Origin of the sequence: Bacillus sp. V2I10 (genome assembly GCF_030817055.1) — a bacterium.
Taxonomy (GTDB): domain Bacteria; phylum Bacillota; class Bacilli; order Bacillales; family Bacillaceae; genus Bacillus_P.
Genome location: NZ_JAUSYV010000001.1, coordinates 2,283,805 through 2,303,566, shown reverse-complemented (window position 1 = coordinate 2,303,566; position 19,762 = coordinate 2,283,805). Strand labels below are relative to the sequence as shown.

General features: G+C 34.7%; 10 protein-coding genes and 1 pseudogene. 4 read left to right on the top strand and 7 right to left on the bottom strand.

Features of this window, described 5'->3' with window-relative positions; all coding sequences use genetic code 11:
- Positions 1 to 241: 241 nt before the first annotated feature.
- The 4 genes from QFZ72_RS11785 to QFZ72_RS11770 form a co-directional block, all read right to left on the bottom strand.
- On the bottom strand, positions 242 to 3,439 hold the full coding sequence (locus tag QFZ72_RS11785) for a glycoside hydrolase (protein WP_307433426.1): 3,198 nt from the start codon (positions 3,437 to 3,439) through the stop codon (positions 242 to 244).
- Between the two features lie 547 nt (positions 3,440 to 3,986).
- Entirely contained in the window at positions 3,987 to 4,667 is a 681-nt protein-coding gene (yknW, locus tag QFZ72_RS11780) for a YknW family membrane protein (protein WP_307433424.1), read from the bottom strand.
- Positions 4,668 to 4,800: 133 nt separating this feature from the next.
- Entirely contained in the window at positions 4,801 to 9,249 is a 4,449-nt protein-coding gene (locus QFZ72_RS11775; RefSeq protein WP_307433421.1) for a beta-L-arabinofuranosidase domain-containing protein, read from the bottom strand.
- A 124-nt stretch (positions 9,250 to 9,373) separates the two neighbouring features.
- Entirely contained in the window at positions 9,374 to 10,393 is a 1,020-nt protein-coding gene (locus QFZ72_RS11770; RefSeq protein WP_307433418.1) for an ABC transporter substrate-binding protein, read from the bottom strand.
- Positions 10,394 to 10,643: 250 nt separating this feature from the next.
- Between QFZ72_RS11770 and QFZ72_RS11765 the strand changes: the two genes are divergently transcribed.
- From QFZ72_RS11765 to QFZ72_RS11755, 3 genes are all read left to right on the top strand, one after another.
- Positions 10,644 to 12,344: a methyl-accepting chemotaxis protein gene (locus QFZ72_RS11765; protein WP_307433416.1), complete on the top strand. Its 1,701-nt coding sequence runs from the start codon at positions 10,644 to 10,646 to the stop codon at positions 12,342 to 12,344.
- A 69-nt stretch (positions 12,345 to 12,413) separates the two neighbouring features.
- Positions 12,414 to 14,156: a sensor histidine kinase gene (locus QFZ72_RS11760; protein ID WP_307433413.1), complete on the top strand. Its 1,743-nt coding sequence runs from the start codon at positions 12,414 to 12,416 to the stop codon at positions 14,154 to 14,156.
- Positions 14,153 to 15,712: a response regulator transcription factor gene (locus QFZ72_RS11755; RefSeq protein WP_307433411.1), complete on the top strand. Its 1,560-nt coding sequence runs from the start codon at positions 14,153 to 14,155 to the stop codon at positions 15,710 to 15,712. The genes QFZ72_RS11760 and QFZ72_RS11755 overlap by 4 nt, the downstream gene beginning before the upstream one ends.
- Before the next feature lie 349 nt (positions 15,713 to 16,061).
- Here the strand turns inward: QFZ72_RS11755 and QFZ72_RS11750 are convergent, their stop codons facing one another.
- On the bottom strand, positions 16,062 to 17,564 hold the full coding sequence (locus QFZ72_RS11750; RefSeq protein ID WP_307433410.1) for a malate:quinone oxidoreductase: 1,503 nt from the start codon (positions 17,562 to 17,564) through the stop codon (positions 16,062 to 16,064).
- 312 nt (positions 17,565 to 17,876) lie between these two features.
- Here QFZ72_RS11750 and QFZ72_RS11745 point away from each other — a divergent pair, with 312 nt between their 5' ends.
- On the top strand, positions 17,877 to 18,134 hold the full coding sequence (locus QFZ72_RS11745; protein WP_307433407.1) for an HPr family phosphocarrier protein: 258 nt from the start codon (positions 17,877 to 17,879) through the stop codon (positions 18,132 to 18,134).
- A 441-nt stretch (positions 18,135 to 18,575) separates the two neighbouring features.
- Here QFZ72_RS11745 and QFZ72_RS11740 read toward each other — a convergent pair.
- Together QFZ72_RS11740 and QFZ72_RS29460 are read right to left on the bottom strand one after the other, a co-directional pair.
- Positions 18,576 to 19,451 (bottom strand): annotated as a pseudogene (locus QFZ72_RS11740) (ATP-binding cassette domain-containing protein); the annotation flags it as partial.
- 211 nt (positions 19,452 to 19,662) lie between these two features.
- Positions 19,663 to 19,707, bottom strand: coding sequence for an erythromycin resistance leader peptide (locus QFZ72_RS29460; protein WP_152551248.1), 45 nt, complete (start codon positions 19,705 to 19,707; stop codon positions 19,663 to 19,665).
- Between the last annotated feature and the right edge of the window lie 55 nt (positions 19,708 to 19,762).

Sequence of the window (19,762 nt, the reverse complement as noted above, 5' to 3'; positions counted from 1 at the left end):
TTGCAATTTTTTTGTAACTAAAATGGGAAGGGGAATAAAATTCCCGAAACTGAATGGACTTCTAAAAAAAAAGCTTAAAGAACCAGGAAGGCAAGCGCTGAACTTTACTATCCAATATAGTTGCAACAAATCCGCAATAAATTTCAAAAGGAGGTAAGAATGAGAACATTCGAACCCCCTTTTGTAAACAAATTGTGAAGCCATTATCTTTGTTTTGTCTAAAAGTTATTTCTAGTTTTCTCTAATTTTTCTCACTAAATGTAACTGTATATTTTGCATGATTCTTCCCATCTTCTGAGTTAACCGTAATTATAGCCTCACCATTTAACGAAGATGGTGTTTCAATTTGATAGGTCGCAAATAAATCATTTGTAACTGTCTCAATAGTCGGGATTTCTTGCTGGTTCTTCGTTATCTCAACATGATAATTATAGGTATCCTTATCAAATTCTTTTACTTGCTTCCCATTAATGATAATAGATTCTAATGTTGCATCACTACCTTGTCCTGGAATTTGGTTTTCACCAATCCCCAATACCTCCATTTCTGAAATGGCTATACAAGCACCTTCTTTGGCCTTCATTACAGCACGAATATGTTTTGTTTCAATTTGGATAAAGTCAATTGTTAGCTCCTTGTCTTGAACATCTGTTTGTGTCCCTTCGATTTCTTTCCACTCTGTTCCATCCAAATATTCAAGTCGTAAAGAGTCTGCAGGTCTTGTGCCACCATTGTCATCATAGAAGTGAAATTTCACTTGTGATACTGTTTCCGCTTTGTCGAATTCAATAGCAACCCAATCTTCTTCTCTCCAGCTATTTGGATCCCAGTTCGTCCATCTTGCACTAGAGATAATTCCATCGTTGACATTACTCGTGCTATCCCATTGACCAGTAAAGGAAGCGCTCACTTTCGGATACTCATTTTCTGAACTAGAAGGCTTTACAGCTAAATTTTCTAGAGCGGGTTGTGTAACCTGGATATTGGCAATTGCTTTAACTGGACTTTTCGATATTGATCCTTTCACTGAAAACTTGCCAAAATCCGCATACTGATTTTGATCAATTTCATTCCATTCAACAGGTACTTTTCCGAATGTACCACTTTTTAGTTTAGCTGTTACTTTACTAGGTAAAACTGGTGCTTTACCTGGAGTTGTTTTTATTTTAATAGGTTGAATACTTTCAATTTTACTTACTGTTATTGTTGCTACTGCCTTAATCGTTGTTCCCTCAACAGTGCCTTCAACTTTAAAGATATTTTCATTTGCATATAATTCAGGATTGATTGTATCCCAAACTACTTTTTTCTGAACCTTTTCACCATCTCCGTAAATTGTCGTTACCTCATCAGGTAATTCTGGTGCAGTCTTTTTCTTTGTAACGACGACATCAACTGGCTCTACTTTGGTAATTCCGGCTTTTACTAGTTTCCAAATCTGGTGGTTACCTGCTGTTGGTTTCCAGAGGCCAACTTTAGCTCCTTCCTCCTTTGATTCACCCCCAACTTCTATTAGGTTTTTGCTTTGAACATTTATAAATGTGTATTCTCCATTCCCATAGGTTGATAGCATCCATTTTTGATTTGACTTATTTTCATAGTCTTGGAGAGTAATGGAACCATTAATATCACTAAGTACACTTCCACTATCAATGTTGACAATTCTATAGATTTCTTGTGTACTATTTCCATCCGTTATTTTTTGGATACTAAAGTTTTGACTTTCCTCATCACGAATATTTGTTTTTTGAACAATGGATTTTCCATCTTGTCCAATATCAAGCACTTTCCCACTATTTTTATTAATGAATTTGTATGTTTCGTTATTATTCAAAAACGCGTGATCCTTATTCACTCCTGATACACCAGATACAACAAATGTCGTAATTGATTGGGGCTGAACAACTGCTGAGAGCTCGTTACCTGAGATCATTACATCTGACTTTTGGGCTAAATTTTCTGTATTTGATGTCACATAAGGGGTTGCTTTTGCATTCGCTTCTACAGTTTCAAACCCAGACAAATCAAAGTTGATTGCTTTCTCTTCTGTGGTTGAATTTGTATAGATAACAACAACTGAATTGTCATCTTTATTAATTGCGGCTAATGAATCGCTGCTATTTGAACTAATGACTTGGTAGCCTGGTCGAATAAACTTACTGTAATTCCCCATTGCATAGTACTTTTTATTTTTATAGATTTTTACGTTTTCAAAATCAGCTGGATCAAAATCAACTTGGATAAGTCCCCAGTTGCCATTTTCATGTTCTGGGCTCATATTCACTTCGTCTTCAATTGACTGCCAAAGCACCCATGCTTCTGATTCCAATTGCTGAATATCAGTCGTAATTCGCTGTGATAATGCAAGACCTGGTTTTATATCTTCATGATTTTGTGCACCAGAACTAAGATCCACCTCAGACATCCACAGTTTTTTCCCTGCTCCCTTTGCAATATCTCTTGCACCAATCTGCTGTGTAGGACCGTATGTATGCACGTTTAACTGTCCAATGTTATTTCTCGTTATGCTATCATATTGCTCCCAGTTTTGTCTGAATTTTTGTGGATTCGTTTCGTCCATTCCTGATACAATTGTACTAAGACCTTTTTCATCCAATTGCTTTTTTACTTCATTAATAATTTTAGCTTGTGAAGCTGGAGACCAGTTTGATCCTTCCTGTCTGCCTTTTGCTCTCCAATAGCCAGTATTTGGCTCATTTACAGGTGAAAGAGTTTGAAATTCAACATCCATGTCCTTTTGTAAATGCTCTACTATTGTTGTTAAGTATGAAGCAAAATGTTGAAATTGATCTGGTTTAATATTGTCATCCCATGAATTCCAGTTACCTGATACATAACCACTTTGAGTCATAAAATATGGCGGTGAGTTTGAAAATGCTTCAAAGGTATCAGCTCCCCTGGCTTTAGCAGCACTAACCCACCAGCGTTGGTTAGCATCAGCTTCCAAGTTCCAATGCTCAGGATTTTCCGGATTCCACCAGTTTTCCTGCTCTGTCCATTCATCTGTGTTACCTTCTGGTGGGCTGTATTCTGCTGGACGATTCCAATATCCTGGAACTGCTGCACCTTTACGCATATAAGGCTCTGTCTCAGGAGAATCACCACCACCAATATTATAGCGGGCAATATTAAAATTCAGTCCTTCCTTACCAAAGAGATCATCAGCAAGCTCATTTCTTAATTCATCAGGCCATCCACCTGTAACATTCGCGAACCATACAAGAGCTGTTCCCCAACCATCAAATGGTTCATGTTGATAACTAGGATCTAGTTTTATTTGCTCTGAATCAAGAATCAATTCATTCTCCCCCTCCTCTGCATTAGTCATAGTAGGTAGGACAGGTAAGATACTTCCTACTACAAGGACTAAGATCAAACAATTAATTAGTAATCTCTTAATAAACATTTCTTGCAACATTAAATTATGTCTCCTTTCTATTCTATTAACTTTTCATGTTAAGATTTCCAACAAATACATTACATACAAGCTTGTATTTCTCAATTACCTCAAACTATTAATAAATCAATCACCCCCTTAAAGGAAACGCTCTCAATTATATTTACAAGTTTTTGGTTCTGTAACTTGATGGATAGGAAGGGTTAAAATGAAAATGTGTTGCTAAACCTGTAATCGTAAGTTGTTAGCATAATGTTCCTCTATATCGTTTTAAAATAAGAATACTCGGAACGATCAACGTCCTGAATAGTTCATGACTTACCACTAAATACATCCAATCAGGTATTATTGTTTCTACCCAAGAAAAAGTGAAACCGGTGTCATTTTTATCTATACAATATTTTATTCTGTGTTTTTATAGCAGTTTTAACTTCTCGTAATGTATATTTTTACAGCATTTCACTAACTGCTCATAAAACATATGAAAATTAAAATCTGGCTTCTAGATGGGCCACTGATACAGAAGCTTCTGATTCTAGCTTTCCGTCAACACTATATAACTTAACTTTTACTCTCCACCTATAATGTGTTCAAAATGATACTCTTCCATAGCCCCCTGTACTGAAGTGAGAATAAGGAGTAAACAAAAGAAAATAATAGAAATTGAAATAGACATTCTATTAGATAGCTTAGCTATTTTTATAAGACCTATTGAGAGTAGAATATAATACCAAATACTGAACAATTCTATTACTCCTAATATCTCGCCTAATACACCATTTGCTCCAACAAAATAATTTAAACTTGTCAGTAAATGGTCTTGATCTCCATTGATCGCTACAAGAATCATTTGGTTAATGCTCTGTCCTATCACACGAATAAAACTTATAAAAATGATTAATGAGAACATTTGTTTAAATGTAACAGTTGATTTCGCCTTTTTTGCAATCCCCCATAAAATGACAGCATATAAAACATAACCAACTGGAAGACCGATTAAGGTACCTAATGCTCCAACAATCGTTCCTACCATTTTGGCTACTTTTATATCTTTCTCAGTCATACCGAAACTAGGAATATAATCAATATTTATTGCTACAAGAATTGTTACAACCATTGAAATCAAAGAGAGAATAATTAATGGGTACCAAATTATTGGATGGATTTGAATTCGTTTGAACTGTTCATTAGGATTTAAGATCATTCCAATAAGTACTGGCTTTTTTAATTGATTTTTTTTCTCCTTCATAACAGTTCCTCCAATTTATTATAAGAGCAAGACCCAATTTTAAAGATGCCTCGGGCTAATCAAATCTTTAACCGCGAGGCATTTTAGTAAATACTTTAGATTAAGGTCTATAAAAATTTCAGCATGTTTTAATTTAGAGCTTTCTTAACAATGAAATTAAAATTTTTGCCTGTTGGTCAGTAATAGATTTTCCGCTTTGAGCATTTAGTTGATTTTCGTAGGCGTTTAGTTGACCAGTCATCGCTTTATTATTACCCTTTACAGCTGATTCCTTTGCTGATTGTAGCTTTTCCGTCAATGAATGAGCTACTTCTTTTTTCGTAACAAAATCTTCCGTTAGTCTACTTAAACTATCAAAATCAACAATCACTGTAAATTTGATGTCAACTTTCGCTGTATTACCAGCGTTATCAGTTGCTGAAGCAGTTACTTTATTTATTCCTAATTCGAATTCATAGGCTGGCCTTTTAACATTTTCACATTCTTTTGAAGCAATACCAGACAACTCATCGGTTATACTACATGTCATATTAATAGAAGAATCAACAGAATAAGTATCCTGATAGCCAGTGAATTTTATCACAGGGGCAGTTGTATCAAGTATAATCTTTTGTTGATAGGTTTCACTGATATTTCCAGCCTGATCTTTAAATTCAACAAATACTGTCTTCTCACCATCGCTAGACGGTAACGTTACTTCTTTTGTCGTTGTATACGTTTCCCAATCTGTCCAATTCTCTGAATCTGTTGAAAAGCGTACTGTATCAACTCCACTTGTTTCATCCTGTGCATCAAGTGTCAAAGTTACCTTTGGGTTATTTGTATACTTAGCTTCTGAATTAATTGTAAAATGACCTTCCGGAGGTGTAGTATCATTTTCACCTTTAACAATATGAATGGTATATTGTTTTGAAGTCTTATGATCTTCTGCTTTTGAAGTAATCACAAGATCGGTTGTGTTTTCTTTCAATGATATATTGCGTTCCATTTTATCATTTATCAGAATATCCCCAACATAAACTAAGCCATATTCGTCTTGCGGTGCTACAGACATATTCACAGAATCTGCTGTTGATGGAACAGTTAGTGTATATTCTGTGACTTCAGGATCAAAAGACTTCGATAAAGTTCCTTGATCAAAGGACAAACTCTCTAAATTAGAGTTAGTTTTATAGTCAGTGATAACTCTGAAAATATCGAATATTCCGCCAACAAAACCTCCATTGCTAGCAAATTTAACCGTGACATAATGAATTTCTCTTTCGACAGGATTTCCGTTATTATCTGTTTCTTGAACGATCTTTGTTCTACTTTTATCAACTAATTCCTGTGTGATTTTATGTGTTTGAGTATAAAAGTCACCTGGATTTTTATTCTCAATAACCTCCGTTACTAGCTTTTTATCATCAACAAAGATATCAAATGTTCGTCCTACATCACCACTAAAGTAAGTTGAATATATATAGTTTGCAGATTCTGGGTTAACTTCCATATCATAACTAAAATATCCACCTGCTCTTGCATCTCGGTATGAACTTCCATTATGAATTCCAGTTGTCGAATTCAGAGTTTGACGGTTTGCAGCCAACTCATACTGATCATTAGCCACAATGACAGAACTGATCGTGGCATTCTCTGCTCTGCCTTTTTCCTTTGAAAGGAGTATGGATTTTTGATAACTTTCTGAATCAGCAGTAATCAGTTCAAAATAGATACCATATCGGTCTTCATATCTTTCATAATGAGGTGTAAAAGTAAGGATGCCATCATCTGCATCGGTTCCTCTTAATGTAAATTCAAGTTTGCCTTCTGTTTTGACAAGATTCTTTGTGATATTCTCTTTCCATGTCTTGATATCTGTGCCTTCAATCGTTATAAAATCTCTTGCAGCAGTATCTTTGTTTGGTTTTAATACATTGACACCATGTTGACTAGTAGTCATATTATTTGTACCTAATCCTGCACTCAAAACAACTGGACCATATTTAAAGGCAACTGTGTTTTGATCATCTGGAAGATCATATAATTTAACTTCCATTGGAAAATCTAAAGTTACGATAGAGCCATCTGTCCAATTTTGTTTTAATACAATATAACCTTCATCAATCGTATAGTCTGTTATAGGTTCACCATTGATTTCTAGTTTAGGGTTAGACGAAGCCCAATCAGGAATTCTAAACTTTAACGCTGTATTTGTAGAACCATTGGTATTGATCGTGAATGTAACTTTCCCAGTTGATTTATCACCGGCACCAGTATTCGGGAGCTGAGATTCTTGGGTTAGTTTTAAGTTTTTGTCTTTCAATGTGAGTACTGAAGAAAGATACATATTCACATAAACACTATCTTGGTCAGTAAAATAAATACTGTCATTTAGTTTTGTAAAGTTCTCCATACCTGTTCCTGTACAGCACCAGAAATGATAGATTGCACTGCTAAACACTTTAAAGAAACCTGTAGCCATAGGTTGGAAGTACATCGACATTCCAGTTTCTGGGTTTTGGGAAGCCATTATGGCATTGGTATGTGCATTTTCATAGTAATCTGCGTATTTTTTATCTTTTGTAATTTTGTATAGCTCTCTTGATAATTTCAACATGTTATAAACATTACAAGTTTCGTTGTTTACATTTGTACGCTCTGTATTTAGGATTCCAGGTTCGCCAAAATGCTCATTTTCACTATTTCCACCTGTAAGATAAGAATGATTATTAACTACCATCTCCCAGAAGTTTTCAGCAACTGTTAAGTAATACTCTTCACTTTCAGCTTCCTCTAAAGCAGTGTAACGTTTTAATGCTCCAATTACTTTTGGAATTGTCGTATTGGCATGCTTGCCATTTAAAACATCTTGATTATTATAAAGAGAATCAAAAAGGCTATCCTCATCGAATTTCTCCGCTGCCTTCAGAAAATGGTCATTTCCTGTAAAGATGTATAAATCATATAGACTATCATTCATTCCACCGTATTCTACCTTAAGTACTCTTTCTTTCTTTGCTTGATCCCAAGTGGAGGTACGGCTATAAATATATTCGCCAAATCCTTCTGCAACCTCTAGAGCTTTTTCATTTTCACCATATTCGGCAACACTTATCAAACCAGCTAGAACCTTGTGAATCGTATACCATGGAACCCAAACTGCCTGACCATTTTCAACTCGATCTAAGAAGGAAGTTGGAAATGCAGATACATAGCCATTTCCATTTGCATCCTGAACCTCTGCCAATTCGTTAATCATATAGTCCATCCGCTCTTTTAAAAGAGTTTTGTCCTCTCCTGTTGCATTTACATAAGCAGTAGAAATAGCAGAAAGATAATGACCTAATGTATGACCACGTATTTCTGTATCTTCCCATCCCCCATAAATTGACGCTTTTGCTTCAAGTCCACTAGTTGTTCGGAATGCACTCAGTAGTTTGTCAGCTTCCAAAGATAATAAATAGTCTATTTCTTTATCAAATGCATTCGTATAATACTCGTCAGTTAGAATAACATTAGTCATCTCAACTTCCTGTAAAGTATCTGATACTGCCTTTGCAGGTACTATTACTGAAAAATTCTTTGTAACAGACTTATTCTTATAAGTGACAGTCGCCGACAAGGTCACCTCAGCATCACTCTCACCTGCTGCAGGTCTATGAACGGTTCCACTTGATTCGATTACTTCCTCATTATCAGATGTCCAAGTGATTGTTGAACCAGATGATCCTTTTGAAGGAAGAGGTATATTAACTGTTGCTTTTTCTGGCACAGAAATTGCTTCTGCATCCTGTTTGGCAATAAGTTCATAATCAAATGTGGTTCCTGACTGTTCTTCATACAAAGAAATAATATCTTCATTACTTCCTGCATGACTGTACAGTTCAAAATTATCAATTGAATACTTACCATAAGCACCATTATATGTCGGACCATTATAACCGATAGATTTTTGTGTCGTTTCGTCTGAGGTTATGATGCCATCTGCTCCATCTTTACCATATGAATAGTCAACGGTAGTTTTTTGTTTAATACCATTTCTGTAAATACTAACATTTTTTGTTTCACTATCATAAGTAACTGCCACATGTGTCCAAGCATCAACAGGAAAGAACTCTGCTCTTGAACCGATAACGCTTACTTTATATGGTTGTTTATTTGCATCGGATGATCCTAGGGACATAACAAGTGGCTTATTATCATTTTCTGATCCTAAGTACCACCCATCACTATACCAAACGGTTTTATTCCACATAATCATTTGCTCACCGGTCATTTTTTCATTTGGCTTAAACCAAAATGACGCTGTTACATCTGATGGCTGAAGTGTTGCACTTTTCCCAAGATTAACAGCAGTGTTGCCACTAAGCTTTAATGCTTTTCCACCATTTACTCCATCTACATAAGAATAATTAGATCCAATTATCGTTCCATTGTTTCCCTCTCCAGAGCTGTCTACTAAATTTTCTTCGAATGGAAGGGAAAGTACTTTTGAAGCTTCCAAATTGTCTGCTGCATATGTAGCTTGACTAGTAAATAAACTAGACCCTAGCATTAGAACAGATAGTGTAGAAGCTGTTATTTTTCGGTAGTACTTCATCTTCTTACCCCCATATTCATCTGATTTCCTTCAATAGCGAAATAAAATTATTCTTAAAAAATCAACAAAAGCCACTAGTTTCAATCCGTTCTATGATTCCTAGTGACTTTTATGTTTTACTTCATTAATACTCTCGAGTTGGTAGTAACTCCTCAGCTTGATCCATTGTATACATGCTTTCTTCTACAGCTACACGCTTATCAATCTCTTCACCAGCTAAATGTGCCTCAATTAAATCAACCATTTGCGGACCAAACAATGGGTTACATTCAACTGTTACGTTCATTTTTCCTGCTGCCATTGCTTCGAACGCACCTTTTACTGCGTCAACACCGATGATTTTAATATCTTCACCTGGCTTTAATCCGTACTCTTCAATTGCTTGAATCGCACCAATTGCCATGTCATCATTATGAGAATAGAGAACATCAATGTTTTCTCCATCTGCTTTTAAGAACGCTTCCATAACTTCTTTTCCTTTTGCACGAGTAAAGTCACCTGTTTGAGATTTTGTGATTTTTAAATTTGGATGATCTGCTATTACTTCTTCAAAGCCTTCTTTACGGTCAATCGCAGGTGCTGATCCGACTGTTCCTTGAAGTTCAACGATATTGACATCACCATCTACATCAGCTGTTTCCTCAACTAACCAATTTGCAGCTTTTCTACCTTCTTCAACAAAGTCTGAACCTAAGAATGTTACCCATAATGAATCATCTTCAATATCAACAGAACGGTCAGAAAGAAAAACTGGAATCCCTGCATCCTTTGCTTCTTGTAACACCGTTTCAAATCCTGTTTCAACAACAGGTGAGAAGACAATTGCATCTACTTTTTGGGCGATAAACGAACGAATGGCCTTAATTTGATTTTCTTGCTTTTGTTGGGCATCTGAAAATTTCAATTCATGACCTGCAGCTTTAATGGCTTCTTGCATTGACTTCGTGTTTGCCGTTCTCCATTCACTTTCAGCACCGACTTGTGAAAAGCCTATTACTAACTTATCACTAGACTCAGAATCTCCTGAACTAGTACCAGTTCCTGTTTGCCCCCCTGTACCTGATGAGCTACATGCAGCCAATAAAAGCATGAGCGACATCATTAACAAGAGCACTGTTTTTCTCTTGAATAATTTTTTTATCATTTGATTCTCCCCTTATCTTTTTCAATTCAATAATATTTTTCAGCATATTACTTGAATTGGATTACTCTAATTATAAAGCGTTTACATTTTATAGATGAATGGAATAACTTTCGAAAATGTTGTAAATTCATTTTGTTTATAGAGTACTTTTCAATTTAAAAACTATAAAATTTTTCAAAAAAGTGTAAAATATTTTTATCTACTTTTAACTCTTACTATAGTAAGATAAGTCAAGGAAGGGGGATTTGAATTGAAAGCGCATTCAATGTTATCTGATCTATCTTTACGAAAAAGATTAATCCTTGGTTTCATGGTCATTTTATTATGGCTTGCAACAATAAATTGCGTACAAATCTATCTTTTCCTCGGGTATGTTCATCAATATAATGCAATGATGGAAACAATCACATTGACGAATTCAATTAATGGTTCACTTAAGCAAAAGCTAGATGAGGAAATTAGGGATATTGCATATGGAAAAGTACTTTTTGAAAATGGTACTCAATATGATCATCTAAACAATATGTATCAAAACTTAGATAAAATTGAACGCGATGATAAAAATGGCCAATTCACTAAGGAAATTTCAGAAGTTCGCCAAACATTAACGACTACGACTGAATATATTGACAAGCTTGGAGAGCAAATCCAAGAAAATGTTCCAGCAGATTCACGAAATATCACCTATGAATATATTACAATTCTTACAGACCTCATCGATGAAAAGGTTCAGTCACTCTTACAAAAAACCCTTTTGGTAAAAGGGGAATCACAGAATATCATTTCTACTAACTTAACAAGAGACATAACTATTTATATTTGTGCATTTATTGCCGTTATCATAATTTCATTATTATTTGCAATATATATATCAGGAAGTTTTGTAAAACCTATTCGTAGTTTAGGACAAAAAACAAATGAAATTGCAGAAGGAAACTTAACGATAGGAGCAATAGTAAATCTGTCTAAGAATGAAATAGGAGAATTATGTCGTTCTTATAATCGAATGTTTCATAATTTAAAGGATATTATCTTAAGCGTGAGAAATACAAATGATTTAGTCGTTTTAACTTCAAAGGATATTCACCAAAGTATTCTTGAAAACCGACTTGCTGGGGAAGAAGTTGCTGAAGCAACACAAACAATTTCGATCAATCTTCATACACAAGATAAACTGATTCAAAAATCAGTAACTACATTTGAACATTTACTTTTTAAATATAACGAAGTACTAGGTAAATCAAATAAAATAAACCTTCAATCAAATGAAACCTTGCATATAACAAATGAAATAAGTCATGAACTTGTAACCTTCCATCAGCAACTTGAGCAAGTAAGCCAAACTATATATCAAGTAAACAGTGATACAGAAGAACTTCAGAGATTGTCAGGGGAAATGAATGAATATTTACGATTAATTAAGCTTGTTGCACGAGAGTCTAGTTTATTGTACCTCTCTCTAATAAATGAAATTCCTAAAAGTTCAATAAATAAAAAAATAGAAAACGCTTTAACTCGTATAAAAGATGTTTCTGATGAAACAAACAAGGTTTCACAAGACTCCGATTACAAAGTAAACCATATCATGAGCCTAACAACTTCAATCAGAAACCAAAACTCTGAAACTCTAGAAAACATTCAACTTTGCAGATTAAAAACTGAGCACGTAAAGAGTCAATTCCATACTATTCGTTCAATTAGAAATAGACAGCAAGTTGAAATTGAAAGCATAAAGCAAGACATGCAGGAGGCATTTGATCAAATGCTTTCTATTCGCCAAATGATCTCAGACATTGAGCAGAGCTCGCAAATTACGAATGCAGAAGTTGCTGGAATTGCAGCTATGGGTGAAGAACAATTAACTACTCTTGAGGAAGTTTCTGATGCATCTTATAAACTTGTAGAACGAATTCAAGAAATGAAAGATAACATAAGGCAGTTTAAAATATAATAACCAGACACATATTAACATTTATTCGAATAAATCTTCTTATAATACTACTGACAGGTTGGTTAGATTATGAAATTCAAAAAATGGATAGTTTCAAGTTTACGTACAAAACTTCTAATGATGTTCCTTTTTTTAACGGTAATACCTCTCATCCTTGTTGGGGTGATTTCATATATGAAATCTTATAATATTGTTGCCGAAAAAACATATTCATTAGCTCAAATCCAAGTAGCACAATTACGCAGTGAATTTGATGATGTACTTCAAGATATTAAAAGATTTACTGAAGTTGGGAAAAAGGATAGTACTGTTCAATTTTTAATTGACAAACATAATACGGCTGAGGAATCGAAAAGTATTTTAGGAATGATAAAGCTTTACAGAGAAAGTTATCAATATAGTGATAGCATCATGAATATTAAAATTATAGGTCTTGACGGAAAAGCGGTTAGTGAAGACCGTGGGGTTCATCAATTAGATGATCAGGTGCTCACTAAACCTCCCTATGTGAAACTATTAGATCAACCAACTAAAACACTAATAGAACCAATCTATAAAAACAGTAATCCAGCACTTTCTATGACAAGTACAATTATTTCGGATAATTCCAAAGAAGTAATTGGATTCATAAATATTGTTATTAAAGCTTCGGTTTTTAAGAATATTCTTCACGAAGCTTCATTAAAAACTTCCAGTACAATTCAAATTGAATCTGAATCGGGTAATATTTTATTTTCACATCCACAATTTGCAAAAACTTCACCTCTCTTAGATAGAAAACTAATAGAAGAAAACCACTCTGGCTATTTTACGAAAGGTGCAACATTTTTCGTCTTTGAAACATCTGAATTGACTGGTTGGAAATTCCTTAGATATACACCGTTATCAGATATTACAAAAGAAGCAAATGAAATAAGAAGTCTAATTGTATTAACTGTAGGCTCAGTTTTAATTTTCACCATTGGATTATATTTCTTTATCACTTCAAGATTAATTCTTCCACTTCGTATTTTAAAAGAGAAAATGAAACAAGTTTCACAAGGGAATCTAGATGTGCAGCTCGTTAATAAAGGTACTGATGAGATTGCAGACCTAGGTGAAAATTTTAATAGTATGATTATGAAAATAAAGGCTCTACTAACAAAAAGTGTTAATGAACAAAAACAATTAAAAATTGCAGAATTACGCACTATGCAAGCCCAAATCAATCCACACTTTCTATATAACTCACTTGAAACAATTATTTGGATGGCAGAAGCAAAAAAAAGTCAACAAGTAATTGAAATTACAAAGGCATTATCACACTTTTTTAGAATTTCTTTAAGCAAAGGAAAAGATTTAATTCTTTTAGAAGATGAGATTGATCATATTCGAAATTACCTAATCATACAAAAAATGAGGTACCAAGATATTTTAGATGTAACTTTTCATTTAAATGAGGATATTTTACAATATGAAATTATTAAATTAACACTTCAGCCAATCGTTGAAAATGCTATATATCACGGCATAAAAAATAAACGCGGTAAAGGATTTGTCCGAATTAAAGGTGATTTTACTCCAGAAGGATATATTTCTATTGATGTGATAGATAACGGGATTGGCATTAAAGAAGACAAGTTAAAAGATATTCGATTTCAATTATCCCAAGGTGTCCCATTTGAAAAGGATCAAGGAGGCTTTGGTATGGTAAATGTTCATAATCGGATTCTCTTACATTATGGGGAGCCTTTTGGTTTAACAATCAATAGCTGGTATGGTTCTGGCACGCGTGTAAGTATAATCATTCCAGCAGAGAGGGGATATAAATGAAAAAAGTATTCTTAGTAGATGATGAAATGGCTATCCGTGAAGGGGTTGGGAAAAGTATTGATTGGAATCGAGAAGGGTTTATTTTTTGTGGTGATGCTTCAGATGGCGAAATTGCTCTTCCTTTAATTGAAAAACACCAACCTGATATTGTCATTACGGATATTAAAATGCCTTTTATGGACGGTTTGGAACTCAGTCGTATTCTACGCGAAACAATGCCCTCAATAAAAATAATTATACTTAGTGGACATGATGAATTTGAATATGCAAGAGAAGCAATGCGCATCCAAGTTACTGAATATTGCCTAAAGCCTGTTAGTTCACAGGATTTACTTACTATATTAAAAAAAGTTTCTGCAAAAATTGATGAGGAAGAAATGAACAATAAAAGATTAAGTGACTTAGAAAATCAAGTATTGCAAAATAAATCTGCTTCTAGAGATAAATTTTTATATGACCTCTGTGAAGGGTTGTATACTTTTTCAGAGGCAGTTAAAGAAGCTTCAAAGTTAACTATTAATCTTATCTCAAGTTATTATTATATCGTCATCATAGAATGTACAATTGATTCAGATTCCATTAACTGGATAGAAGCTGAATATAATTGTTTGCGATTTAGTAGAAAATTGAAAGAATCGATTTTTATTATGATGGGAGAATCAAAACAGACTCTTGAACGGGAGTCCGAGATAATAAGACAGCGCTTGCTGTCACATGAAGAACTACAACCTGAGAACCCATTGATCTTTGGAATCGGAAGAGTAGAAAGCCGTATTCAAGGTATTACCTTATCTTTCGCGGAAGCCGATGAAGAGAAAAGCTATTCAACTATTATTCATAAGTACAGTTCGAAGGAAACTGAAATAGACATAGAGTCCAAAAAGGAATTGCAACATTTTAACCGACGAGATTTAATTGACTTTCTAAAATTTGGACTATTAAGCGATATTTCTAGTTTTTCTCGTTCTTATTCATCTTATCTAGAAAAAGGAAATGTTCGATCTCCTTTTACAACGTATTATTTTTTAATGGATTTTACTATTACGATTTCACATTTTTTGAAGGAAATAGAAATGGATAATCTTGAAGTTATGCAGGAAATTAATCAATTGGAAATGAAAGCAAGCTGGATTAGGAATTACAATGAGGTTCTAACCTATATTGAAGAAATGCTACACATCGTTACTACAACTAGAGATCGTTTAACTACAAAATACTCTTCATCAGTTCAAATGGCGTTAGGCTATATTAACGAAAATTTTACTGACTCTCAGTTATCTCTGCAAACTGTTGCAGACGCAGTGAATGTAAGCCCCTCCTATTTAAGTCATATGTTTAGTCAGGAAACAGGTAAAACATTAATCGAATATTTAACGAACACCCGAATTGATATGGCCAAAGATCTTTTGAAGACTACAAATAATAAAACATATGAAATTGCCCATCAAGTTGGCTATATTGATTCGCATTATTTTTGCAGAACTTTCAAAAAAGTAACTGGATTGACAACAAAACAATATAAAAATCAAAAGCAAGTTTTTTCAGTTAATTTATAAAGGATGACTCGCCAAACTTTGTTGCTATTTACTAATTAATGATGTGTGGTTGATTGCAGCGAGAGTTATTAGCTGCTGCATGGAAAGGTTAGTCATTTTTCTGGTTGGCCTTTTTTATGAGGTTTTATTATACCCTAAAAGCGTATGCACTTAAGTCTGCATGACTAATTAGACATTTTCGGTCACCGCAGCCTCCCTAACTGCGAATTTTGAAAAAAGAACCTTCAATCCAAAGATAGATCAAAGGTTCTATGTTTTATTTTCAATGATATTCTATTATTTACTCAATTCTTTAAGTGAATTTTTTTTATCTCTTTTTTTCAATCATTGCCTTTTTACATCCAAAGAATTAACTATAGGCTAGCTCTTTTTCCCTTAGACCAAGCGTCTCTGCTGTTGAAGTATGAATTTCGTGCAGCAGCTCTGGATTTTCCATTAGTGACACGCCATAAGAAGGAATCATTTCTTTAATTTTTGGTTCCCACTCTTTTATATGTTGCGGAAAGCATTTTTCAATTATCTCAAGCATAACGTGAACAGCAGTAGAAGCACCTGGAGAAGCACCTAGTAATGCTGCAATCGAGCCATCAGCTGCAGTAATAACTTCGGTGCCAAATTGAAGCGTTCCTTTGCCGCCTTCATCAGTATCTTTGATAACTTGTACACGTTGGCCAGCTACTACTAAATCCCAATCCTCGCTCTTAGCGTTCGGGATAAACTCTCGTAACTCTTCCATACGCTGTTCTTTAGATAACATAACTTGCTGGATCAGGTATTTAGTCAATGACATCTCTTTTGCGCCTGCCGCCAACATAGTTAAGACATTATTCGGTTTTACGGAAGTTACTAAATCGAACATTGAACCTGTTTTTAAGAACTTTGGTGTGAAGCCGGCAAACGGTCCAAATAGTAACGATTTTTTATTGTCGATATATCTTGTGTCAAGATGCGGAACAGACATTGGAGGAGCTCCAACCTTAGCTTTGCCGTATACTTTTGCATGATGCTGCGCTGCAACTTCCGGATTATTACATACCATAAATATTCCGCTTACTGGGAATCCGCCAATATGTTTCCCTTCAGGAATACCAGATTTTTGTAGTAAATGCAGGCTTCCGCCACCGCCTCCGATAAAGACGAATTTAGCAGTATGGTGTTCTACGCTGCCATTATCGACATTACGCACTTTTAATTCCCAAGATCCATCGCTAGTACGGTTAACATTATCAACACTATGTTTGTATTTGATATCGACGTTTTTATTCTTTAAGTGGTCAAACAACATGCGTGTTAAAGCACCAAAGTTAACGTCTGTACCAGAGTCGATTTTTGTTGCAGCTATAGGTTCATTCGATGGACGGTCTTGCATGATAAGCGGAATCCATTCCATCAGTTTTTCTGGGTTATCGGAAAATTCCATACCTTTAAACAAAGGATTATTTGAAAGCGCTTTAAAACGTTTCTTCAAAAATGCTACATTTTTTTCCCCTAGTACCATACTCATATGAGGTAATGGCATGATAAAGTCTTGCGGATTATTAATCAGCTTACTGTTTACGAGATAAGACCAAAACTGCATTGAAACTTGGAACTGTTCATTAATTTTAATAGCTTTGCTAATATCCATAGATCCGTCAAATTTTTCGGATGTATAGTTAAGCTCGCACAGTGCAGAATGACCCGTACCCGCATTATTCCATTCGTTAGAGCTTTCTTCTCCTGCGTTTGCGAGCTTCTCAAACACTTTGATTTCCCATTCCGGTGCTAACTCTTTCAGTAAGGATCCCAAAGTCGCGCTCATTACTCCGCCGCCAATTAAGATAACGTCTGCTTTTTTCTGTATGCTGCTCATTATAACCTTCCTTATCCCCTTTATTTGCAAAAAAGATGTAAGAGCTCCTGCTTAGGTGTCACAAAAAACCAGGCGTGACCTAAGAACACACCTTTTCTGTCTCAATTATATCATAATCTATTATAATTATTTGTTAAATTATAGTTTGTGTGAAGAAATGAACTTAACCAGACTGCCCGTTAGCTGATGAGATGAAATAGGCTGCTTCATACAAAAAATTAACATTATTATGTAAAAAGATTCATATATAAGACAGAGGGAATCTTTGTATTCATTCTTAAAAAGGATAAAAGTTATTAAGGAGGTCTTTATATGATTCAACAAACAGTTGAACTGAACAGTATAGGGGGGTTGTATGGACGTTCTGCTACAGAATTGATTCGGACCGCCTCTCGTTATAGTTCTGATATTTTTCTAACTTATAAAGGACGCAGGGTTAATGTAAAGTCCATATTGGGTGTTTTATCACTTGGAATACAAAACAAGGCAGAATTAAAATTAGAAGCTTCCGGACGTGATGAAGAAGAAGCTCTCCAACAAGTAATTAAAACTTTAGCATCATTAGATTGAGTTAAAAAAGACATCCCTTATATGTTAATAAGCCTTTGCTCCGCTTGAGCAAAAGCTTTTTTTTGATGAGTTTCTTTTTTTTAATATTGCTATTTTAATAGATTCTACTGAAGATCTTCACATATTAAATCAATTTCATAAACCTGAACCTAGGCGGCCCAACGGTTTAAAAGCATAAAAAAATGACCGGAAATTTCGGTCTATTTGTGCTATACATTCAGATCTCTTTTTTTATAAAAAACATAGGTAATAATCGAAAGTGAAAATTACGGCCGATCCTTCAGAAAAACGAAACTGTTACTCTCTAACTGTAGTTTTTTTAATAAAGTTTGATTAAATTAACGCTATAAATCTTTATACAAGAGCCAATAGAAAAAGCGTGTTTTGAAAATTGATCAAAACACGCTCTTAATATATTCCCTTCTCTGCCTCTTTCTCTGATTAGCTTCTTAATTTTAGTTGCTGGTGTTCAATAACATATATACGATCTGCTACACGTTTAATAAACATGTGATCATGCGTTACAAGAAGGACCGTACCTTCATAGCCTTTTAAAAAGCGTTCTAACGCTTCAATACAAAAAACATCCAAAAAATTGGTTGGCTCATCTAAAACCAGTACATTGTATTTTCCCAAAAAAAGTTGACACATTATTAGACGGATTGCTTCTCCACCGCTTAAATCGCACACATTCTTTCTCAAGTCATTTCCTGTAATGTTCATTGCATGAAGGACTGCACGGATCTTGCTTTCATCGTAGTCGCTTCTTTCTTTCATATATGCTATTACAGTTTCAGTATTTTCAAATTGATAGCTCATTTGTTCATAAGCCCCGATGACTGCTCTAGGAGATATGATAATCCCTTCTCCATTCTGCAAAATGTGGCGCAGGAGGGTTGTTTTCCCTGAACCATTATTTCCTGTAATTGCGATCGTGCTGCCTAATGGGAATTGGAAACTTGCTTCGTTGAGCAGAGTTTTGTTCCCTGCCTTTAGTGTTAATCGATCAGCCATTATTGGAAACTTATTGTGCAGCTTGAGAGCATTTGATTGATGAAAACGCAGTGTTTGTTCTTTTTCAGGAGCCTCCACTGCATCAAGTTGTTCCACACGCTGTTCAATCTCCTTTGCTGCGCGTTGAACCGCTTTTTGGCTTGTATCTTTTGATTTCGTCATAAACATTTTATTTGCCTTTGCTTTCGTTTCTTTTTTCGATATATGTCCATTTGCCTGAGTAATTTTATCAGCCTTTTTCATCTTCTCCTCTGCAGCTTTGATCAGTCGAGTTTTTTCTTTTACATACTTTTCATGCTGTTTATTTTATTAGGAGGGAAGCTTAGATAGCCGTCCACCAAATAAACCTTCCTTTTGTTATGCAGATGGAAAATTTATACAAAAATAAAGAAAGGCAGAATGATCCGCCTTTCTACACTTTACATATTTACTATGCGAAATGAAGATTATTAAAAAAGGACAGACTTATGCCGTTTACTCTGCATACACAAACAGAGCCTTTGAACGTATTTAACTACTTGTTCAAAGTTGGGAATCGAAGTCTCATAGAGTGTGTCATTTTTGCCGTTGAAGATTAATAATATATTTTCTGATAGTAGAGAATTAATATTGAG

What these genes read in the sequence shown, in the direction of transcription:
- QFZ72_RS11745 (WP_307433407.1), top strand. Translation starts at nt 17,877, where the DNA reads ATGATTCAACAAACAGTTGAACTGAACAGTATAGGGGGGTTGTATGGA.
- QFZ72_RS11775 (WP_307433421.1), bottom strand. Translation starts at nt 9,249, where the DNA reads ATGAAGTACTACCGAAAAATAACAGCTTCTACACTATCTGTTCTAATG.
- yknW (WP_307433424.1), bottom strand. Translation starts at nt 4,667, where the DNA reads ATGAAGGAGAAAAAAAATCAATTAAAAAAGCCAGTACTTATTGGAATG.
- QFZ72_RS11785 (WP_307433426.1), bottom strand. Translation starts at nt 3,439, where the DNA reads ATGTTGCAAGAAATGTTTATTAAGAGATTACTAATTAATTGTTTGATC.
- QFZ72_RS11770 (WP_307433418.1), bottom strand. Translation starts at nt 10,393, where the DNA reads ATGATAAAAAAATTATTCAAGAGAAAAACAGTGCTCTTGTTAATGATG.
- QFZ72_RS11755 (WP_307433411.1), top strand. Translation starts at nt 14,153, where the DNA reads ATGAAAAAAGTATTCTTAGTAGATGATGAAATGGCTATCCGTGAAGGG.
- QFZ72_RS11760 (WP_307433413.1), top strand. Translation starts at nt 12,414, where the DNA reads ATGAAATTCAAAAAATGGATAGTTTCAAGTTTACGTACAAAACTTCTA.
- QFZ72_RS11750 (WP_307433410.1), bottom strand. Translation starts at nt 17,564, where the DNA reads ATGAGCAGCATACAGAAAAAAGCAGACGTTATCTTAATTGGCGGCGGA.